Below are 20,018 nucleotides of genomic sequence, written 5' to 3'. Positions count from 1 at the left end.
TATAATTTTTGAAAAAGTAACTTTTCGCTAGAATTGCATAATTTTTATAAAATTCTTGCACGTTTTTTTCTTAGCTGAATGGAAAAAAAACGCATAAATGGCTTATGCGCTCTATAACCTTTCCTTTTGTAGGAATCATTTATTCTTATTCCTCTTTTTAAATTCTACTGGAGTTAGGCCTTCTACCTCTTTAAAAAGTGTAGAAAAATATTGGGGATTTTTAAAACCAACCATTATGGCAATGTCAGTCATAGAAAGATTGGAGGATACGATTAGATCCTTAGCCTTTTTTGTTCTTTTAAGATTTCGATACTTACTAATGGTTATACCTTTTTCTTTTTTAAACACACGCATTAAATGAGAAGGATGAACATGTAATTTTTCTGCCATTTCCTCGGTAGAAATATCCTCAGCAAAATTCATCTCTATATAGTTTTCAGCTTGCTCGACTATGCTTAAGTTTTCGCTTTTCGTTATTCGGATTGTTGGGTCAGCATATTCATTTAGCATTTTCGTATGAATTTCTTCGAGTTGAGAGAGGTTCTCCGAATGCTCAATCATAACAGCATATTTCTCCGACAAAGTATGGGTCTGCCATGGACTTAATCCACCATTCTCAGCTTCACAGCTGTATAGTGTATTAAACGATAATAACATATTTTTATAGGCACGAACCTTATTATCGGGGACTCTCTTAAGAATGTTTAATTCATCCCCACCATCCCCACCTATTATTTGAGACACCCTTTTTCCCGCTTTCCTTACGAGATCCAAATCACCTAGCTGAATTCCGCGCTGTAAGTCTTTCCTTACTTTATGAAGGACATTAACATGATCAGGGGTAAGTTCATTTGTATCTAACTGAGTCGTTGGATCTTCAGGATTACAATCTTTCATCACAAATTTTATACCTTCCATGTTTCTTTCGTCCCCCTATCTTAAGGATTGATATATTAAGCTTACATTATTTCAATTTTATGTTCTAGATTTCTACTACTTTCTCTCTTTTATTCTTTCATAGTAACATGACGAAACCTCACAATTTAGCCATATTTCTAATTCTACTTTTCCCAACCTGTCAGAGGCGATGAATATTGCGTTTGCCATCCTCATGACCCAAGAGAAAAAAGCCATCGGAACCGCCCCCATGGTCCGCTAGCACCCGGTTTTCTTCGGCTGGAAACCTATCCAATTCATCTATCGGCAGCGAAACGGAGCCACTTTTCAACGGTTATTACAAAACCGCCTCTCGACAATCTTCTCTTCTCTACTGGAATAATTTTGTGTATAATGGACATATAATAAAAAAGAGAGAAGTGTTACAAGCACTCCTCTCCTGCAGCCTCTACCGTCAGGGTGGTGGTTGTCAAAGTAGTTTTATTTATGAGAACCACCCTTTTGCTTGCGACGGCGTAGGGTGGTTTTCTTGTTTTCTAGGATGTTCTTCCGAAAGAAATAAGCACTAACTTCGCGCAAGATTCCCTTTAGAATTTCTCGTAGGATTTCAAGAACAGTTTCCAGGTATATCACCTCCTCCCCTATTAAAAGGAAAAGAAGATCAACAACCGGCCACCCTCACAATATTGAGCTACAACCCCATTCTAGCATTATCTATTTAAATAAAGAACTAACAATCTCCGACAAAAATCGAGGAGTGACAGGTACGGGATTTTAATAAATACAAAGGAAAGATTCCGAGATCAAACTGGAAATTCTCTAGATGGTGCCTGGCAAATCTATTCAGGACTGCACGGGAGGATTCAATGATCACTTCCGACCATAAAGGCCATCAGAACCGTCAACCTTCACCATGGTGTCATATACCCTGTTCTTCGGCTGGAAACCTATCCAGTTCATCCATCGGCAGCGAAACGAAGCCACTTTTCAACGTTATTACAAAACCGCCTCTCGACAAACTTCTCTTCTCTAACATCATGCAAACCCCTCCACAACAACAAAAACAACAAATCCAATCAAACGTTTGATTAGCAGAAAATTTACTAACTAATCGTTTGATTAAATGTAGGCAAAACCCTTATAGTAAACGAACTCAGCCAAGTTATTTAGAAAAATCCCTGTCGATGACAAGCCTCAATCTTCGATAACTGTCTTCAATATGAATCCATAAAAACGTCAGATCTACACATATGGACACGTTTTGATACTATTCAAACGTTTGATTAAAAATACATCCACCACTGATAAACAAAGAGTTTCTAAAATAAAATGCGTCGAATGATGTCACCCCGAAACACGGCGATATACTTCTAACTTCGCACCATACGGCGCAAGAAGAAAAAACTCTGCCCTTCCATGATTTCTCTTTAAATAAGAGAAAAAAGCCACCAGAACCGTCTCCCTGTTAGAAAATTAAAAAACCACCCGAATAAGGGCGGCAGGAAATCTCTTATTTTAAACCCCAAGATTTACTCAGTAGATAAATCCCTCTTTTTATTTCTTCTTCTGATACTCCTGAAAATCCTAATGAAATTGTTTTAAATGCATAACCTTTTTTGTATGAATCAGATACAGGATAAACTCTTACACCATGATTTTCAGCTCTTTGTATGAGTTCTTGTTCACTTAACTCTAAATAAACATCAATGAGCATTCGTGGACCGGAATTTTCCCCATGAATTCTAACTTTATCACCTAACTCACTTATAACTGCTTCTAAAATGATTTTTCTTTTCTTACGGTAAAGCTTTCTCATTCTATTTAAGTGTTTTTGCCATTCTCCATTTTGTATAAACTCCGCAAGGGCATATTGATTATTTGAAGAAACCGTTTGTTTAAATAGCGAGGTAACCTCAGTTGCTTTCTTTAATAATGACTGTGGAAGAATCATATAGCTAATGCGTAGTGTAGGAAGAAAAGACTTTGAGAAAGACCCTAAATAGATAACACGATTTTCCTTATCAAGCGCTTGTAAGGAAGGAATAGGTTGACCACTGTATCTAAATTCACCATCATAATCATCCTCAATAATAAACGAATGATGATCAGCTGCCCATTTTATTAATTCTAGCCTTCTATTAATGGTCATAATTCTTCCTAAAGGAAATTGATGCGACGGTGTTACATAAATTAAGTCAGGGATGTTTTTCTTAACTGCATCCATACTTAAACCTTCACTATCTAGTGGTAAAGGGATGATTTCTTTTCGATTTAACTCAAAAATTTCTCTAGATCTTGGGTATCCAGGTTCTTCGAAGCCCACTTTTAAACTGGTGTTTAATATGTGACATAACATCTGCAGGAGGTAAGAGGTGCTTGCACCAATAATGATTTGATTTGGATCACAATTTACGCCTCTGGATTGGTAAAGGTACTCGGTTATTAGTGATCGAAGCTCAATCTCTCCTAAGACGTCACCAGGTCGACAAAGCTTTTCTGAATACTTATCTAAGCTAGCAACAACGCTCTTTCTCCAAGCCGAAAGAGGAAAAAAACTAGAATCAACGTGACCATAGTGAAAATCAATGATCTCATTTGTTATTACATTTAAATCTTGCACAGGTAATTCAGCAGTCTTTGGATCAGGGTGTATCAAAAATGACTCATCATAATCTGCAAAAAGTCCGCTCCTTGGCTTACTTAAAATATAGCCTTCTGCTAAGAGTTGATCGTATGCTCGTTCAACAGTTGTTTGACTAATAAGTTGTTTTTTGGCTAAATGTCTTTTTGAGGGAAGTTTCATCCCTTTTTTAATTCGCCCATCATGCATATTACTTTTAAAGAATTTAATAAGTTGTTGATACAATGGCATTTGGGAATCCCTGTCTAAAAACGGCGTTAAGTCCATTGATGGTACTCCTTCAAACTGACTTTGTAAAAAAATATAAAACTGGCCTTTTTCAAAAGGTCAATTTAAGCTTACGTTTATTATAATCAATATGATTATTTTGACCAGATAATTCAAAATATAGGATTCTGGAGTGATTATAGTGAATGTAATAACAAAAGGGTGGATTTATGGTTTTATAGGAGTACTTATATTTAGCGGTTCCCTTCCTGCAACTCGTGTTGCTGTCGGCGAGCTTGATCCATATTTTCTTACGGTATTTCGTGCCGCAATTGCTGGATTATTATCCGTGTTAGTCATATTGATTTTAAGAGCAAAACGACCAGAAAAATCTGATATAGTTTCACTAATTATTGTGGCGCTCGGAGTTGTTATTGGCTTCCCACTTCTTACAGCTTTGGCACTTGAGCATAATACTTCTGCTCATGCCATCGTCTTTTTAGGTCTTCTTCCATTGTCAAAAGCCATATTTGCTGTAATAAGAGGTGGCGAACGACCCAGCCCTGTTTTTTGGGTCTTCTCAGTAATAGGAAGCTTATTGGTTGCAGGGTTTGCTTTCTTTAAAGGAGGCGGGTCTTCGCTTCTTGGCGACTTTTATATGTTAATCTCGATAATAGTTTGTGGCTTGGGCTATGCAGAAGGGGCTAAATTATCTCGTAAATTAGGTAACTGGCAAGTAATTTCTTCTTGGGCACTTGTATTGTCCCTGCCCTTTATGGCCATACTCACAATTTATCTATTTCCAAGTTCATGGGAAGGAATTAGTATGGGAACATACATGAGTTTAGCCTATGTTTCCTTGTTTAGCATGTATATAGGATTTGTTTTCTGGTATAGGGGTCTTTCTCAAGGTGGCATAGCATCAGTGGGGCAGTTACAACTATTGCAACCATTCTTTGGACTCTTACTGGCAGCTGTTATTCTTCAAGAGGAAGTTGGCTTTTTACTCGTTCTAGTAAATGCCGGTGTGGTGTTTTGTGTTGCTGCGGCAAAACAATTTTCAAGGTAAAAGCATAATCTGAAATCTGTATTTGTTAGGGAGATTGCCCCTACTAAAGTTCCTCATCTGTCAAAAAGGGACTTTGCGATAATTAATGGACTAGCTGATTTGATATGATGATGATTTTAGACATTGACTGTTTCTAAAAAGGAACCTAAGGTTTCAAACCCAGGCTCCTCCACTTAATTTTTATCTCCAATTCATTACATTGCATTAATACTTTACCGCTTTAAACTTTAGTTGAGCGGGGGTCTGACCCCTATTTGACCCCTATTACTCATAACGTACTCTAGAAATGCCAACAGCCATAAATACCGCAGCAAATCCGAGCAATATTCCCACGGACCCAAGTACATCAAGTAAAGTTCCTCCATGAGCCATAACCGTTTTAAATCCTTCCATCGCCCAGTACTGTGGCACAAACAGAGCAATCTTTTGCATGAAATCAGGCACTAGCTCTATTGGCCAATAGACACCGCCAAGCATACAGGTTGGGGAGATAATGATGATTCCCATTAGCATTTGTTGCTCTGCTGTTTTCACGAATCCCGCAACCATTAATCCAAGTCCAATGGCACATAACAAGAGAGCAGATATTAAGCAGAACTGAGCCAACAAATTCCCCCATACGGTTCCGAATATAAAGTGCGAAGCTATCATTAATATGGCAATCTGCAACCATCCAATAATGAGAAAGGAGAGCATATAGCCACCCATGATGTTAAAGCGTGATGAAGGGGTAGAGAGCAAACGGTACCATACACCGATTTTTCTGGCTTCCAAGATTTTACCTGTTACGATCGTCAATGTGATCATGAGAAACAAGATTACAAATCCTACTAATCTCTCGGATTGATTGTTAGAACGATTAAGTGAACTGCTTGTTGAAATGTTCTTAGCGTCGACCGTTATTAAATCTGTCCCTAATGCAGCAGACATGCTTTGATAGCTCGCTGTCAACTCTGCCCCCGTACTATTTGGACTCACCAAGTGAGCAGCTTTTACTTTAATTGATTCCTGTGCCATGGCATTATCAATCATGTGACGAATGGAACCCGCTATACCTAAATCTGGTCCATGCCGGAAGGCAACTTCTGGTTTCTCACCATTGAAAAACTGCTCTGCAAATCCTGATGGAATCGTGATCATTCCGGAGATGCTTTTATTACTTAATTGTTTCTCTGCCTTGCTTAGTTCAATTAACTTGATGTCTAACCATTCTTCCTGCTCCATCTTCTTCACGAGTTCCTGTGAGATTGCCGTTTTATCTTGATCGACCAAGGCAATTTTGAACGAAGTGGCAGCATTATTTCCACCTACTCCAGCAAATAAAAAAGTGAAGATGAGTGGCATAACGAACATGAGTATATAGGATGAAGGTTTCTGATATACACGTGCGATTTCGAATGTACAAATTGACCATATACGTCCCATTTTATTCTCCTCCTACTGATAACGTAAACGCAAAGTTCCAATGAGCAGTGTTCCCGTTCCGATAGCTAGTAATACCACAATGGGCAGCAGCAATGCTTGCCAGGTAGTACCGCTCATAATATCGATAAAGCCATTTAATGCCCAAGTATTTGGTGCGATATGTGCAATCTTACGCATGAATTCCGGGAATACGGCGATCGGCACCATAGAACCACCTAGCGCAGCGAGAATTTGTACACCAAGTCCCGAGATCGTCTCGACCGCTTGCTCATTTGTGATTATAGCCGCGATCATCATCGACAAACCAGATACAGCAATGGCATACATCAAGCCTAAGACAATGCTTTGCAGCACATTTTCTCCCCAGTTAACTCCAAATGCAGCATTCGTAGCACTCATAAAGATCAGCAGTTGAAGAATGGAGAAGGCAAGTGTTCCTACATATTTCCCTAGCAAAATGCTCGTTTTGCTTGTCGGTGTGTTCATTAACCGTGCCAATGTCTCTGTAGAGCGTTCATTAATGATCATTTTTGCTCCAACGGTTGCATTATAAAGAAGGAACATAGCTAACATCGCGGCAGCATAGTACTGCATGCTGGAAACTGCTTTTTTTCCAATCGGCTGGTCTACGACAAATGTCTGTTCACTACGTGCTGCGTCACCTAATTGACCCAGTACTTCTGCTGCAAGTGAATCAAAATTCACAGAAACCGCTACGGCTGTTTGCTTTGGATTGGTCAACTGAGTCGTGACCTCTTTAGACGCTTGAGCTATAGCTCCCACACGATTTGTATATGAGGTAACAATCGAGCGTACAATTTGCGAAATCAATGGTTTTCCTTGATCCTGTAGTACTTCCAGCTGCGTAGATTCTGCTGCCCAAATTTTTCGGCTAAAATCTTGAGGGATGATCAATCCCACATCATTTTTTTCTCCGATAATTTGTGATTCTACTTCTTCTTTACTTGTAAACGAATGAATCGTTATATATGGTGCTAATTGTTCGTTCTGCAGCACATCTTCAATAAGGCGAGCGCCTATTTCTCCTGCATCGGCATTGTATACCGCAATCGTCATTTTTGGCATGGAATTAGTATCATCAGCCAGCACACCTTTCAGCGCTGTACCTAAAATCGCTGTAAGCAGGATAGGCAGGAATAAGAAGAGCACAATTCCTTTCCGATCCTTCAATCGAATTTTTATATCTTTCCACGCAATAATCCATACTTTCATTATTGACTCCTCCTTAGTCTCTTAACGTGCGTCCAGTTAATTGCAGGAAAACAGTTTCTAAGTTCGGTTCCTGAACTTCAACGGATAATACTTGTAGTCCCGATTGTACGACGATGGCGACCACATCACCTAAAGCTTGTCGTGCATCTGAGGCATAGATGGTAATCAGTTCGCCATCAGCTTTCACGCTTTGCACATTTTGAATGGTTCCTAATAGATTGATTAGGTCTGGACTGCTTGCATTTACTTTAACTTGAATGGAAGTCGCTCCCATTAATCGATTGCAAAGATCAGCTTTTGTACCAGATGCAATGACCAGGCCTTGGTCAACGATTGCAATTCGCTCGCACAAGTACTCGACTTCCTCCATGTAGTGGCTCGTATAAATGACCGTCATACCTTCTTGGTTGAGCTTCTTTACAGTTTCTAGAATATGATTTCTTGATTGTGGATCGATTCCAACGGTGGGTTCATCCATAATCAGTAACTCTGGTTTATGCATGAGAGCCGCTCCGATATTAATACGTCGTTTCATACCGCCCGAGTAATTTTCAATTTTCTCTTTAGCTCGGTCCTGTAAGCCTACGATTTCCAATACCTCTTCCGTGCGCTTCTTTGCTTCCCCTCTGCTCAGGCCATACATCCGACCCCAGAAGTACAAATTCTCTCTTGCAGAGATCGTCGGATACAAAGCAATATCTTGTGGAACAACTCCGATCTTACGTTTGACTTCCATCGGATTCTGCTTAATGGATACTCCGCCAATGGTTACATCTCCACTGCTGCTCGCAATCAGTCCGCAAATCATCGAGATGGTCGTTGATTTTCCTGCACCGTTCGGACCCAGCAATCCAAAAGATTCACCTTTGTTAACTGAAAATGTAACACCACGAACAACTTCACGATTTCCAAAGCTTTTCTTTAAATTTTCTACTTTTAACAATGTCAGCACCTCTTTTTTCCTGTTTTGTTAAGTTCAGTCTACCTTATTCAACCGCTGCTTCCATCTATCGGAAGGGAGATTTTGACCATGCAAAAAAGCGATCTTTTAAGATCGCTTCGGATGTGACTATGCTAAAAGTCATGTATCAAAAGTGGTGATACCATGTCGGACGGCAAAGATGGCCGCTTGTGTTCGGTCGCGTAAACCAAGCTTCGTGATGAGATTAGATACGTGGTTCTTTACCGTTCCTTCCGATATATATAGGAGCTCTCCAATTTCACGATTGCTTCGCCCATACCCAAGCTGCTTTAACACCTCCATTTCACGTTCTGTCAGCCCCTCTGGGATTTGAATGGATAACGGAATTAGACTAGCGCTAGATGAAGCAGCTTCTCCCTGCCCTTCGGTTCTTCGTTTCAGTTCGGCAAATACTTGTGCTGTTAAGTCGGGAGGCAGCACGACACCCCCTGCTTGTACGGTCATAATCGCTTGCACGATCATTTCAGCCGGCATATCTTTTAGCAGATATCCACTTGCTCCTTCGTTTAACGCATCGAAGATCAAGTCACTATCATTAAATGTTGTCAAGATAAGCACCTTGGTTTCTGGCAGATGTTCACGAATGAGACGTGTCCCCGCCACACCATCAACTCCAGGCATACGAATATCCATCAATACGAGATCCGGCTTTTCACGTTTTGCAACTTCCAGAGCCTCAGCACCGTTCGATGCTGTACCGACTACCTCTATCTCCTTCGTTAGACTCAGGATAGTTTTCAAGCCATCTCGCATCAATTGTTGGTCATCTGTAATAATAATTCGAATCATGACTCTGCTCCTCCATACGTCCAAGTTTTCGTTTGTATTGGAATTGTGATCTGCACACGAAACCCCTGGCCCTCTACACTTTCAAATTGGATCGATCCGCTATGTTCCTGCAGGCGTTCCCGCATATTGATGAGACCAAATCCTGGTACAACTTCCGCTGCTCCACAGCCATTATCTAAGATCATAATATCAATCTGATCATCATTTGTTTGCAATGTCACCACAGCTTCTGATGCATCGCCATGACGTTTGGCATTGGTCAACGCTTCTTGAATAAGGCGGAAAATCATTGGTTGCAACGAAGTCGAAATCCGCGTGAGATCACCTTGTATCCGTAGAGACGTTACCATACCAGTCATGTCTGAAAAGTCTTTAATTAACGTCCTTAGCGTATCTGTGAGCGTGAGATGGATTCCACCTTCGTCACGAAGTGCGCGAACAGACAAGCGTACTTCCTGTAACGCGGACCTGGCTAGCGCTTCACAGCGAGTTAATGTATCACCCGCCTGTTTGAGATCGGATTGTTGCAGCATTCGTGCCGCTTGGAGCTGGACAATCAGGGCAGTCATTGTATGTCCAACGGTATCATGGATTTCACGAGCAATTTTGTTCCGCTCACTCGTAGCGGTCAGTTCCTCCACTTGCTTTGCATAACTCCTAAGCTGATTATGTGTATCTTCAAGCTCGGAATGAGAATGAACCAATTTTTCATATTGCTCAGCAATTTTTTCTCTAGCTTTAAATAAGTAGCCTACCATAATTCCTACAAAACTAGAATTCAACACAAAGCCGAGATTAATTAACATATCCATAAAACGGAAATGCCCTGTGTGCAAATAATTGAGAGTCCAGAGATACGTCCAAACGATTGCAAACAATAAGCTGGCGATTAGAATTATTCTTCGGTTATTTGTAAAGATTAGCAGCGTAATTCCAATAATCCCAAAATTTATTTGATAGAGTGTCAGACTTGGAAAGACGATCCCAAAAGCGATTGTTACTACAAAATCAATACTTGTCCACAGAAGGTAATACTTCGTCGTTCGCTTATTAAAATGAAGGAAGTGCGTAAGTGTGTAGCCAAGCATTACAGCTATTACGAAAACGATTTTCCAGTATGTAATAGCTTCGTTCGTGAAAATATAGCTTCCCCCTATGAGAAGCAACATAATTAACCGTAATTCCCGCATTAAATAAAAGGTAATCGGGACATCTTTCCGTTGCGCTTGTTTGAATTCCCACAATCTCATAATCTCATCTCCTCAACTAGTAGCCTGTTGCTTCGACACCTGGAAATAAGCGCACCGCTTGTTTGAAGTCAACCGTCCGATGGATATTCCGTCAATTCTTTCTTTATTCGATAGTCGCTTGGCATTTCCCTTTTTTTAAATGGGGTCAGTCCCCCATCTTATAAAAGCGTGACAGCAGCGGGGGTCTGACCCCTGTTTAATTCTATTGGAAATTCCCAGGAAACTGATATTATTAAGTTAAGTAATATGAAAATATACCCAATATCAAACTATGGAAAGGTTTTTTTATGCACCGTATTGATTTTCACAAGAATAATAGAGAATAAGAGGGAGAAAATGAAAAAGAAGGTATTTTTGTTTACGTTACTATTTATATTGTTGTCCGGAACGTTCGCTTCAGCACATTCAGGGAGAACTGATTCTAGCGGTGGGCACAATTGCAGCGAGAAGTCTAAAGCCAAAGGACTTTGTACAGGCTATCACTATCATAACGGAGGTGGAGGATCAACAAGTAGCAGCACCCCCATCGTCAATACGGATAAAGATTGTACCGACTTTGCTAGTTATGATGAAGTTGTTGAGTATTGGAATAAAAAGGGATATTCCGCAACGAATGACCCAGAAAATTTGGACGGTTGGGGCAAGGGGGTTGTTGACGACGGGATACCTTGCGAAGCCCCAAGCGGCTACGACAAGACAAAGATAAATAATAGTGCCGAACAAATTCAACATAATCAAGATCAACAAGACCGAGCAAGTGGTGAAAAGGCAGGATATCCAAATGGATTGAACGATGGATATCAAGAAATCGCTAGTAATTCTGTTTCTTCTACAGGTTCAGCAGCATATAAATCAGGATACGCAATTGGTTACAATAAAGGGTACGATGAAGGAAAAACGAAAATAACCGATGAAAAAACACAAGCTACCAGCGATGGGTATGCACTGGGACAAATACAAGATACCATCGAAATTCCAACGGCTTATACAAACCATGCAGGATTAAAGCAATCCTTTGAAGCTGGTTTTACTAAAGCAGTGACAGAGCGAGTAGCCGCTAAGAAAAAAGAATACAAGGATTTGGGTTACAGTGACGGAAAAAAAGATGTCAACAATGTTCCTAAAGACATCGGTGAAGACTATGTCAAAGCATACCAGGAAGGTTTCAATACAGCACAAGGAGAACTAAAGGACGAGTATATGAAACAAGGATTTGAAGCTGCGTTTACCATATTGAACTATACGGATCCTAATTTAGGTAACGAGAAATTTATTGGTTGGTATAAGGAAGGTTTTGAGTCCAATACACAAATTAAACAAATAGGTGCTGCAGGACTTGCTTTAGGAAAGACAGGAGACTCCTACAACCTACCTTCAAAATATAAAAGCGGCGAAGTCATCTTTAAACATTACTATGAACTAGGATTGAAGGAATACGAAGAGCAACAAAGTAATAATCAAAAAGCGGCTGCTAGTGGTGTCGGAGCACTTTCATTAGCTTGGTTGGGCCGAAGATTTTATGTTGCCAAAAAAATGTTAGGTTAATAGAGGGGGATACGAATGGGTTTATACCGAACCATTAGTTATAAAGTAGAAGATGTATTCATTAAGATATTGTCAAAAAAACAAGACTCTAAAATGATCAAAGAAAAGGTTACCACGTACCGTACAAGAAACGAAGAAGTCCGCAATCAAAAGAAAATGAATAAGAAAAACAAAGCGATTTAAATACTGCATTTATACCTTTAATGGATTTTTGAATTACTATTGTTTTGAATAAGAAAGATACTTCCCTAAAAAGTATTTTTCTTATTTTTCTTTGTTACAACATATTGTTGCATAGCTACTTCGAATACACCCTTCCTTTCCTGTCAATCCAAGAAAAGCATCCAACACTTTATTTACTACACTGCACCAATCAAATTTGCGAGACTTTACACTCTTTTCTCCCTATCTCTCTCTCGACAAATATCCGGTAGTGACAGGCACCGATTTTTAAGCATATAATAAACCGCCTTCAAACAGTTGACTGATTGGGAACAATTACTGTTTGAACAATCTAACAAAATTGTGCTCATCTCGCTGTCAGACCAATTTTTGCTCCATTATAGACATTTGTGAAAGATTTCACTATAGTAAGTTTAAAAAAGCAGGTGAAACAACGATGTATCTAATGGATTACCATCATCACACCAATCATTCCTTTGACTCCACTGCTAGTATGGTAGAAGTATGTAAAAAGGCAATAGAAAACGAGATTCAGGAAATTTGCTTTACTGAGCATTTTTCCGTTAATCCACTTGCACCAACCTATGGTCACATCGTTTTTGAAAAATATTTAAATGAGATTCGTGATTGTCAAGAACAATTTTACACCCAATTAACCATAAAGGCAGGAATTGAACTTTGCGAGCCTCATCTTTTAATAGATCAATATGATGAATTACTGCAGCCGCTAAACTTAGACTTCATCCTGGGTTCTGTTCATAATCTCAACAACCAGAAGCTTCGCCTCGCCCTCAAAGAAGGTTATCCAACTGCCTATGAACGGTATTTTAATGAACTCTTGTCTATGGTAACAACAGCAGATATTGATATAATCGCACATTTCGATTTAATGAAACGATATGCCTATAAGGAGCATGGCCTTTATGATTTTCATCAATATCAAGAAATCATCGAGCAAATTTTGAAAAAAGCGATTGATAGAAATATAGGAATTGAAATAAATACCTCTGGACTTAGAACAGGATTAAAACAAACATTACCATCGCTCGAGGTCATCCAACTGTATAAAGAGCTAGGCGGAGAAATTTTGACGATTGGTTCAGACTCTCACACTGCTGAGGCTGTTGGTGCTAACCTCAAAGATGCACTTTCTTTAGCGAAGGGCTGTGGCTTTAACTATATTTATAAATTTGATAAAAGAAAGCCGATACCGGTAAAAATATAGACACAAATTGTACGCAAACCTTCTATCTAAGTCACGTTCTAAATCGGAATCTGGAGGAGACCAAGGCGCAGAGGACATTTTGCTCACTCCTTTTCTTTTAATTATGGCTCTGTTATTATTCATTGTTGATTTTCGTGTAGAAAAATTTTTAAGCGGAGAATTTCCGGCTAATGTCGATAGTGGAGGCTTAAGAAGCAGATATAAGCGGAGATATTCCGACTAACTGTTCACAATAAGACAAAAGCCATCATTTTGGAACGTATAACCGGAAAAACTCCGCTTATTTTAAGGGAAATATGGGAATTTCCCGAAATAAACGGAATTTCTCCGCCTATTTTTCAAATTGAGTGAAATCAACATTTACCTTTAACACAGCCTTAATTATATCAATCTAGTATTGAAAAAATCTCTCACCAAATCCTCGTAAGAACCACTTTCCAACGGTTATTACAAAACCGCCTCTCGACAAACTTCTCTTCACTAAACTCAATCAAACCCCTTCACAACAGCCAAAACAACAAATCCAATCAAACGTTTGATTAGCGGTTAAGTGGGGGTCTGACCCCCAAAATCTGGAGTAAATACTAAGGATCCCCTCACCAAACCCATATTTCAAATTATGAAGAACCAATACCAATATACAGAATCTATACATAATCTTTACATTAAATTATGAATGAAAGAACAAACACCAAATATAATTAAGAGGAATTACACATCTCCAAAGTGGTTTTATCAATATTCTTTGGATAAATAGCACCCTATAAATATTAATATCAATTGTACATTTGTTTCGAACCAAAAAATCAGTTCTATAAGGGAGTGATTGTATGGATACGAGTTCTCACATCATTATGGGTTTCGGATTAGCTGCCCTTGCTCAAATTGATCCAGTTGTCGCTAATCATTCTGCCCTGTCACAAGCCGTTATGTTCGGTACAGTAATTGGTTCGAATGCCCCTGATTTTGACTTCATCTATCGAATGAAAGGAAAGGGCAGCTATATTCGAAATCACCGTGCCTTGTCTCATTCCTTTCTGGCATTGCCTCTATGGAGTATCGCCGTTTCAGGTATTATTTATTCCTTTTTTCCGACGTCACCTTTTCTCCATTTATTTTTATGGACATTCATTGCTGTTATTCTACATGTATTTTTTGATCTATTTAATGTACATGGAACTCAAGTTTTACTTCCCTTCTCAAAAAAATGGATTGCGTTTGATTCGCTCCCATTAGTGGACCCTATTATTCTATTGGTACATTTGCTGGGTTTTTTCCTTCTTCCATTTTTCCAAATGAGTAAAGTTTTTTTCATCATATATATTTTTATTTTTCTTTACCTTGCTGTCCGGACTCTATCGACAGTGGTAACAAAGAGAAATTTGCTTCTCCATTTTCACAATTCGATCCGAATAAAATTGATCCCACGTATTTTCTTGTTTCATTGGGACGTAATCATTGAGACGAAAGAAGATTATTTATTTGGCGTTTTCTCAAAAGGCAGACTAAAGATCGATCATTCTCTTTTAAAGAAAATAGACTTTCCTCAACTAGTCTCTGACAGTAAAAGACACCCTTTTGTATCTGATTTTCTTTCTAGTACCCATTATGCTTATCCATTTGTTCACATAAGAAAACATGGCTATTTAATCTATTGGAAGGACCTTCGTTTTCGTACCAATAAGTTTTTTCCCAATCTCGCCATCGTCGCTGTATCGTCCGATTACAAGATTAAGAATTGTTTTATCGGTACATTACACTCCTTAAAACAATACAAGCAAGTAATAAGACAATTGAAAAATACTGCAATCCTAAAAAGGGGCTGATTTTATGGAAAAGAAATTACTGATTATTTCTTCCGATATTACAGGGCACGGGCATAAAAGTATCACAGAATCTCTGTGTGAGGAAGTCCAAAACTATAATGAAGTAAAAATTTTTGTAGTAGATGGGTTTTCTCTTGGTAAACGATTGCTATTAAAAATTGGCCAATCCTACGGTCCCATCATCAGAAATTCGGAAAATCTTTGGAAAATGATTTGGAAACTATCTGCTTTGAAACCCCACTTAGTAGACAATTTTATTGAATCACTGATAAAGGATAACTTTTTAAAATTACTGGAAGAAGTGAAACCAGATATGATTTTATCTGTTCATCCTAATTTTAATGGCTCCATCTTAAACATTTTAGAAAAGCAAAATATCCATATCCCTTTCTTTACTCTAATTGCTGATCTTGTAAACATTTTTCCTCTTTGGGCAGACAAGAGGGCCAATTACATTATTAGCCCTACTTTCGAAGCCCAAACTAAGTGTATTGCATTTGGGATTCCAAATGAGAAAATAAAGGTTTCCGGTTTTCCAGTCCGATCCCGATTTTTCCCGAAGAGCAATAATCAACGGAAATTTTATAGTACGGGTCAATCTTTAACATGCTTGATCATGAGTGGTGGTGAAGGTGTAGGAAATATGAAGAAAATAGCCGAAAATCTACTGAATCATTTTGATTGTACAGTCAAAATAGTAGCTGGAAAAAATGTAAATCTTAAAACCAAGCTGGAAATGTCCCTAAAGACTAAATATGGTGATCGAGTAGAGATTTATGGCTTCACCCAAAATATCCAAGATTTAATGCTAACTTCTGATATTGCCTTTACCAGAGGCAGTCCCAATGTCATGTTTGAGGCAATAGCTACCAATACACCGCTAATCATTACTGGGGCTTTGCCAGGTCAGGAAGAGGATAATCCAACTTTTGCCGAGAATTTCAATTTGGGAGTGGTATGCAAAAATCCAAAGGAAATTAAATATACAATAACCGATTTGCTCGAAAATAATGGCGAAAAAATAAATGAAATGATAATCAGTCAACGGAATTTTATAAATACAAATGCAGCAGAGGACATTCTGAAATTCATTCTAAAGGTTGGAGATCCTTACTATGAAGAGGCAAAAGAAAAACACGCTTAAATGGCATCTATAAGAATGAGCTAACTAAAAAGGTCCTTGATGAACCACTTTTTTAAGTTAGCTTTTTTCCTTTTTCCTTCACGCCTAAAACATCATCGTTCATTTTACCTCCCTAATTTCTAAAAATAATGTGATTATAAAGTTATTACTAATCCAATTTACCTTTAATAAAGAAAAAAATGTTAACTACACCATCATTTATTATGTTGGTTATAAAAGCTAATCCCCTTTCATCCGTACTTCTCTATTATATTTCTGTTACTCACAGGCTTTTATATGGATATGTAAATATTTTCAAACAGAAAATGAGGCTGCTTCAAAGTTTTCACTTTGGAACAGCCTCTTAGGAAAATTGGGTTATTTGAAAAATTTTAAAAATGATCCAACTTGTCTAAGCGTATTAATCCCGCTTCTAACGGTTCCCACGTGTCCCATCATCGCTTTTAATCCTTGGAATCTAGAAGTAGGTGCTTGTTGATTTTGATTTGGAACATTAAAAGGACGAGGCCGTCGCCCCATTTGATTAGACGGTCCAAACCTTTGTCTATTGCCCGGGGGGAATGGTCTCCTTCCTGGGTTTGGCGGATAAAAAGGCATGTTTTTTCACCCCCTGTTTGCTTTTCAAATCTCTTAACGTTCTTAACTATCATATGTCCGGTACTTTCCAATTGATTAGACCTTAAGAAAGGTTGTTTAAAAATAAGCTTTATACCTACCAACAGCAAACATATTATTTGATGACAATGATCCTGAAATGACTTTTTTTCCGAAGTGGGATTCCTTTTTAATGTGGAAAAAGAATGGGCTATTTTCCTAGCAAAATCTATTGGCGGCTCCACAGATTGTATATGAAGGTACAAAATAGCAGGCTCTGTAAAGATTCAATGATTGTGCAACGCACTGACAATCATTCCTTGTTTCATGACAGATGGGACAAATGTGGGGATTTCTTCTTGAAGTAGTGTAATTTCTGCTAAATTTAATGCTACTCCATTCTCATCTAACGATTCAAAAATGAACAAGATAACCAAAAAGTTAGTGGTGGATTATTTAGATTGGATTGAGGATAAGCGGCAGTGCACCAACGGGGTCAAACCCCATTGATTCATTCAAAAAATTGTTGTTTTTTCTTTAATTTCCCTTTATATAAAAGGGAATACATATCCACGGATGGGGTCAGACTCCAAAAAGATTGACCATCCATAAATTTCTAAGTAAAAGGAGGTTTCACCGAGTGGGGGTCTGACCCCAAAATTCCAATCTTTCCCCTGTTTACTATTAGTAAAGTTTTCATTATATTATACTAGTAAACAACTTTGTTTAAGCATCATAGAAAAGGATTGGTGAACGATACAATGTATTCAAGAAAAGAGACCCATAGCCAGAAAATGGGTAACAAAGGTATCTCTAAAAAAGTGAAGGGGTCAATTACTGCAACTGGTATTATTGTATTACTTGCCACTGGTACAGTTTTCGGTGCAACAGACCTTGGGGCTATCATTAAAAACTACGCAGCAAACATATTAGGTATCGAAAAAGCAGCCATCAATGGTATTGATACTGTTCAAAAAGAAGCTGAATTAAACTCTCATTTACAATCTGCTCAAAAAAACATCGACCACACTATCACTGAAAAGGGTACTTCGGAGGCAGTACGTGTTGAAATGGAAATTCAGAAAGAATTTAAACGAATCAAAGATGAAGTTTCAAATCTAGAACAAGAAGAAATCCTAACTGCTAACACAGAACTAGAAAGTGTTGCTAACACTAAAATTCAAGACGCTAAAGCTGCTTTAGACGCTGTTACTCAAAAATACTTCAAGTAACCGAAACATCAAGTCAATAATTTCGAATCCGACCTCTTGGGTAGCCTATAACGGCTGCCTTTTTTATGCATAAAATAGGGAAACCAATGGACGTAATCGTGCAGCTGAGTGGGGATCTGACCCAAAAATACCGACTTAGCATTGATAACCCGAAGGAGCCAATTGAAGAAGCTGCAATTAAGCAAACGATGGAAGAAATTATTGCGGCTGAAGTATTCTTCACAACTGGCGGAAAATTCGTCTCTGCCAAAGGAGCACGAGCCATCGAACGCAATGTAACCGATTATGAACTTGTTTAATAGAAGTAGAGTCCGGATTCATTGATGGAGCCGGTCTCTTTCTACACTAACGAAAGGTGGGCAACAAAGCCCAACCACTTTTCACTCATTATTACAAACCAGCCACTCGACAAAATTCTCACATCGAAAATCACCCTTACCCCTATATAACAACAAAAACAACAAAAACAACAAATCCAATCAAACGTTTGATTAACAGAAAATTTACTAACCAATCGTTTGATTAAATGTCGGCAAAACCCTTTTATTATACGAACTCTTGCCAGTTGGTAAGAAAAATCCCTGTCGATGACAGGTCTCAATCTTCGATAACTCTCTTCAATATGAATCTATAAAAACGTCCAATCTACACACATTGACACGTTTTGATACTAATCAAACGTTTGATTAAAAATACATCCACCACTGATAAACAAAGAGTTTCTAAAATAAAATGCGTCGAATGATGTCACCCGGAAACACGGCGACATACTTCTAACTTCACGCTGTACGGTGCGAGAAGAAAAAAACTCTGTCCTTTATGCTTTCTCTTTAAATAAGGGAAAAAAGCCACCAGAACCGCCCCTGGTACGACACAATTTTGTAACAATTCCCTGCGAATCACCCTGTCCTTTTGCCCTCTGGATTCCTATATAGAGGGTAGAAAGGGTGGTGCATTTATATGAATTTAAAATCAGGCAGAATTGAAGGGTTCGAACAATATTCTCAGTTTAAGAGTGTGAAGGAGTTTAATACATATGGAAATGTGGTTAGCGGTGAAGAAGCAGGCGTTCTCAAAGGGGGAGCTTGTCGGTTTGAAACGGCTGGTTCGTTTTTCTGCAAAAGTTCCTGGGGTTTCGAATGCAAAGATTGGGACTGTGCTAAAAGCCATTAATGAAGAATATCAAGGAAATGGAATCTCCCGCTCTACGTTTAAACGTATGACCCTTAAAGCCAAAGAATTAGGGATCCTCACCATCCATGAAACAGAACGAAAAAATGGATCACAGTCTAGTAACCTATATAGCTTTAATCGTTTTCCACAAAGTGAACCACCCAAAGCGAAAAAATTGGACCACCCTAAAGAAACTAATAATCTTTTAAAAACTAATAATCAAGAGAGTAAAAAACGTAACGAAGCGCCGATTGAAATTGATCACACTTTTGTTAGTGATAAAGTTCCTCAAGCATTTGTCCAGCTCGTAAGATACTTCTTCTCCGATGCAAAGACAATTGAAGAATACTGGCATATGGTCCAAATCGCTGCTTTTCGATTTGATTATGAACAAAATACAGAGGACGTTCTCGCCATTGCGGGTGAAACTGAAAAAGCAGGACCCTCTTCTTTGATGATGGCTGCAGCCGACGGCAATAAGGCTGCTTTTAGCATAAACATGGATATAACATTTGATAGATTTTAACATGTAAGCTGATGAGTTATAAATGCAAACTCACCAGCTTTTTTTATTGTGAGGTCTAATAACTTAAAAAATTCACT

Annotated in this window: 18 protein-coding genes and 1 pseudogene; 9 read left to right on the top strand and 10 right to left on the bottom strand. The window is 38.6% G+C overall.

All coding sequences use genetic code 11. The features are described 5' to 3' along the window. Positions 1 to 135: 135 nt before the first annotated feature. The 3 genes from BLR86_RS21205 to BLR86_RS21195 all read right to left on the bottom strand — a co-directional run bounded on the left by BLR86_RS21205 (position 136) and on the right by BLR86_RS21195 (position 3,805). A complete protein-coding gene (locus BLR86_RS21205) occupies positions 136 to 918 on the bottom strand; it encodes a helix-turn-helix domain-containing protein (RefSeq protein WP_090766356.1) in 783 nt (260 codons plus the stop codon). Positions 919 to 1,078: 160 nt separating this feature from the next. Next, the gene (locus tag BLR86_RS26500; protein WP_217642413.1) at positions 1,079 to 1,228 is read right to left on the bottom strand and encodes a hypothetical protein; all 150 of its coding nucleotides are present in this window, start codon (positions 1,226 to 1,228) and stop codon (positions 1,079 to 1,081) included. Between the two features lie 1,179 nt (positions 1,229 to 2,407). After that, positions 2,408 to 3,805, bottom strand: a complete 1,398-nt coding sequence (locus BLR86_RS21195; protein WP_090766354.1) for a MocR-like pyridoxine biosynthesis transcription factor PdxR — start codon at positions 3,803 to 3,805, stop codon at positions 2,408 to 2,410. Positions 3,806 to 3,947: 142 nt separating this feature from the next. Between BLR86_RS21195 and BLR86_RS21190 the strand changes: the two genes are divergently transcribed. Further along, positions 3,948 to 4,814, top strand: a complete 867-nt coding sequence (locus tag BLR86_RS21190) for a DMT family transporter (protein WP_090766351.1) — start codon at positions 3,948 to 3,950, stop codon at positions 4,812 to 4,814. A 264-nt stretch (positions 4,815 to 5,078) separates the two neighbouring features. Here BLR86_RS21190 and BLR86_RS21185 read toward each other — a convergent pair whose 3' ends face one another. From BLR86_RS21185 to BLR86_RS21165, 5 genes are all read right to left on the bottom strand, one after another. After that, complete coding sequence (locus tag BLR86_RS21185) at positions 5,079 to 6,239, bottom strand: ABC transporter permease (protein WP_090766348.1); 1,161 nt, start codon at positions 6,237 to 6,239, stop codon at positions 5,079 to 5,081. Between the two features lie 12 nt (positions 6,240 to 6,251). Then, the gene (locus tag BLR86_RS21180; protein ID WP_090766345.1) at positions 6,252 to 7,472 is read right to left on the bottom strand and encodes an ABC transporter permease; all 1,221 of its coding nucleotides are present in this window, start codon (positions 7,470 to 7,472) and stop codon (positions 6,252 to 6,254) included. Positions 7,473 to 7,485: 13 nt separating this feature from the next. Continuing rightward, the gene (locus BLR86_RS21175; RefSeq protein ID WP_090766342.1) at positions 7,486 to 8,415 is read right to left on the bottom strand and encodes an ABC transporter ATP-binding protein; all 930 of its coding nucleotides are present in this window, start codon (positions 8,413 to 8,415) and stop codon (positions 7,486 to 7,488) included. Positions 8,416 to 8,553: 138 nt separating this feature from the next. Further along, positions 8,554 to 9,243, bottom strand: coding sequence for a response regulator (locus BLR86_RS21170; protein ID WP_090766339.1), 690 nt, complete (start codon positions 9,241 to 9,243; stop codon positions 8,554 to 8,556). Next, a complete protein-coding gene (locus BLR86_RS21165) occupies positions 9,240 to 10,493 on the bottom strand; it encodes a sensor histidine kinase (protein ID WP_090766336.1) in 1,254 nt (417 codons plus the stop codon). Before BLR86_RS21165 ends, BLR86_RS21170 begins: the two co-directional genes overlap by 4 nt. Positions 10,494 to 10,829: 336 nt before the next feature. On the opposite strand from BLR86_RS21165, the gene BLR86_RS21160 reads away from it, so the two are divergent. The 5 genes from BLR86_RS21160 to BLR86_RS21145 all read left to right on the top strand — a co-directional run bounded on the left by BLR86_RS21160 (position 10,830) and on the right by BLR86_RS21145 (position 16,416). After that, positions 10,830 to 12,038 (top strand): YHYH domain-containing protein, encoded by a 1,209-nt coding sequence (locus tag BLR86_RS21160; RefSeq protein ID WP_090766333.1) that lies wholly within the window; start codon positions 10,830 to 10,832, stop codon positions 12,036 to 12,038. Between the two features lie 15 nt (positions 12,039 to 12,053). Next, positions 12,054 to 12,221 carry a hypothetical protein gene (locus BLR86_RS26245; protein ID WP_175492996.1) on the top strand — a complete coding sequence of 56 codons (168 nt, stop codon included), beginning with the start codon at positions 12,054 to 12,056 and terminating at the stop codon, positions 12,219 to 12,221. Between the two features lie 436 nt (positions 12,222 to 12,657). Next, complete coding sequence (locus BLR86_RS21155) at positions 12,658 to 13,446, top strand: histidinol-phosphatase HisJ family protein (RefSeq protein WP_090766330.1); 789 nt, start codon at positions 12,658 to 12,660, stop codon at positions 13,444 to 13,446. Between the two features lie 830 nt (positions 13,447 to 14,276). Further along, positions 14,277 to 15,272, top strand: coding sequence for a metal-dependent hydrolase (locus tag BLR86_RS21150; RefSeq protein WP_090766327.1), 996 nt, complete (start codon positions 14,277 to 14,279; stop codon positions 15,270 to 15,272). Between the two features lie 4 nt (positions 15,273 to 15,276). Beyond that, positions 15,277 to 16,416, top strand: a complete 1,140-nt coding sequence (locus BLR86_RS21145) for an MGDG synthase family glycosyltransferase (RefSeq protein WP_090766324.1) — start codon at positions 15,277 to 15,279, stop codon at positions 16,414 to 16,416. 357 nt (positions 16,417 to 16,773) lie between these two features. On the opposite strand, the gene BLR86_RS21140 is transcribed toward BLR86_RS21145, so the two are convergent. Continuing rightward, positions 16,774 to 17,013 (bottom strand): hypothetical protein, encoded by a 240-nt coding sequence (locus BLR86_RS21140; RefSeq protein ID WP_090766516.1) that lies wholly within the window; start codon positions 17,011 to 17,013, stop codon positions 16,774 to 16,776. A 188-nt stretch (positions 17,014 to 17,201) separates the two neighbouring features. Further along, positions 17,202 to 17,429 (bottom strand): annotated as a pseudogene (locus BLR86_RS21135) (DUF1259 domain-containing protein); the annotation flags it as partial. 327 nt (positions 17,430 to 17,756) lie between these two features. Here BLR86_RS21135 and BLR86_RS21130 point away from each other — a divergent pair. The 3 genes from BLR86_RS21130 to BLR86_RS26240 all read left to right on the top strand — a co-directional run bounded on the left by BLR86_RS21130 (position 17,757) and on the right by BLR86_RS26240 (position 19,941). Further along, entirely contained in the window at positions 17,757 to 18,242 is a 486-nt protein-coding gene (locus BLR86_RS21130; RefSeq protein ID WP_217642412.1) for a hypothetical protein, read from the top strand. An 86-nt stretch (positions 18,243 to 18,328) separates the two neighbouring features. After that, positions 18,329 to 18,541 (top strand): DUF2922 domain-containing protein, encoded by a 213-nt coding sequence (locus BLR86_RS21125; RefSeq protein WP_090766318.1) that lies wholly within the window; start codon positions 18,329 to 18,331, stop codon positions 18,539 to 18,541. Between the two features lie 737 nt (positions 18,542 to 19,278). Further along, entirely contained in the window at positions 19,279 to 19,941 is a 663-nt protein-coding gene (locus BLR86_RS26240) for a hypothetical protein (protein ID WP_090766316.1), read from the top strand. The last annotated feature ends 77 nt before the right edge of the window (positions 19,942 to 20,018 follow it).

The organism is Bacillus sp. OK048, from assembly GCF_900103525.1.
In the GTDB taxonomy this organism is placed as follows: Bacteria; Bacillota; Bacilli; order Bacillales; family Cytobacillaceae; genus Neobacillus.
The sequence above is the reverse complement of the archived record's forward strand: the minus strand, read 5'-3'. Positions and strand labels throughout refer to the sequence as shown.

Bases quoted from the DNA above. Each gene is read 5' to 3' on its own strand.
- BLR86_RS21205 (WP_090766356.1), bottom strand. From the start codon at position 918: ATGGAAGGTATAAAATTTGTGATGAAAGATTGTAATCCTGAAGATCCA.
- BLR86_RS21195 (WP_090766354.1), bottom strand. From the start codon at position 3,805: ATGGACTTAACGCCGTTTTTAGACAGGGATTCCCAAATGCCATTGTAT.
- BLR86_RS21185 (WP_090766348.1), bottom strand. From the start codon at position 6,239: ATGGGACGTATATGGTCAATTTGTACATTCGAAATCGCACGTGTATAT.
- BLR86_RS21180 (WP_090766345.1), bottom strand. From the start codon at position 7,472: ATGAAAGTATGGATTATTGCGTGGAAAGATATAAAAATTCGATTGAAG.
- BLR86_RS21170 (WP_090766339.1), bottom strand. From the start codon at position 9,243: ATGATTCGAATTATTATTACAGATGACCAACAATTGATGCGAGATGGC.
- BLR86_RS21165 (WP_090766336.1), bottom strand. From the start codon at position 10,493: ATGAGATTGTGGGAATTCAAACAAGCGCAACGGAAAGATGTCCCGATT.
- BLR86_RS21160 (WP_090766333.1), top strand. From the start codon at position 10,830: ATGAAAAAGAAGGTATTTTTGTTTACGTTACTATTTATATTGTTGTCC.
- BLR86_RS26245 (WP_175492996.1), top strand. From the start codon at position 12,054: ATGGGTTTATACCGAACCATTAGTTATAAAGTAGAAGATGTATTCATT.
- BLR86_RS21155 (WP_090766330.1), top strand. From the start codon at position 12,658: ATGTATCTAATGGATTACCATCATCACACCAATCATTCCTTTGACTCC.
- BLR86_RS21150 (WP_090766327.1), top strand. From the start codon at position 14,277: ATGGATACGAGTTCTCACATCATTATGGGTTTCGGATTAGCTGCCCTT.
- BLR86_RS21145 (WP_090766324.1), top strand. From the start codon at position 15,277: ATGGAAAAGAAATTACTGATTATTTCTTCCGATATTACAGGGCACGGG.
- BLR86_RS21140 (WP_090766516.1), bottom strand. From the start codon at position 17,013: ATGCCTTTTTATCCGCCAAACCCAGGAAGGAGACCATTCCCCCCGGGC.
- BLR86_RS21125 (WP_090766318.1), top strand. From the start codon at position 18,329: ATGGACGTAATCGTGCAGCTGAGTGGGGATCTGACCCAAAAATACCGA.
- BLR86_RS26240 (WP_090766316.1), top strand. From the start codon at position 19,279: ATGGAAATGTGGTTAGCGGTGAAGAAGCAGGCGTTCTCAAAGGGGGAG.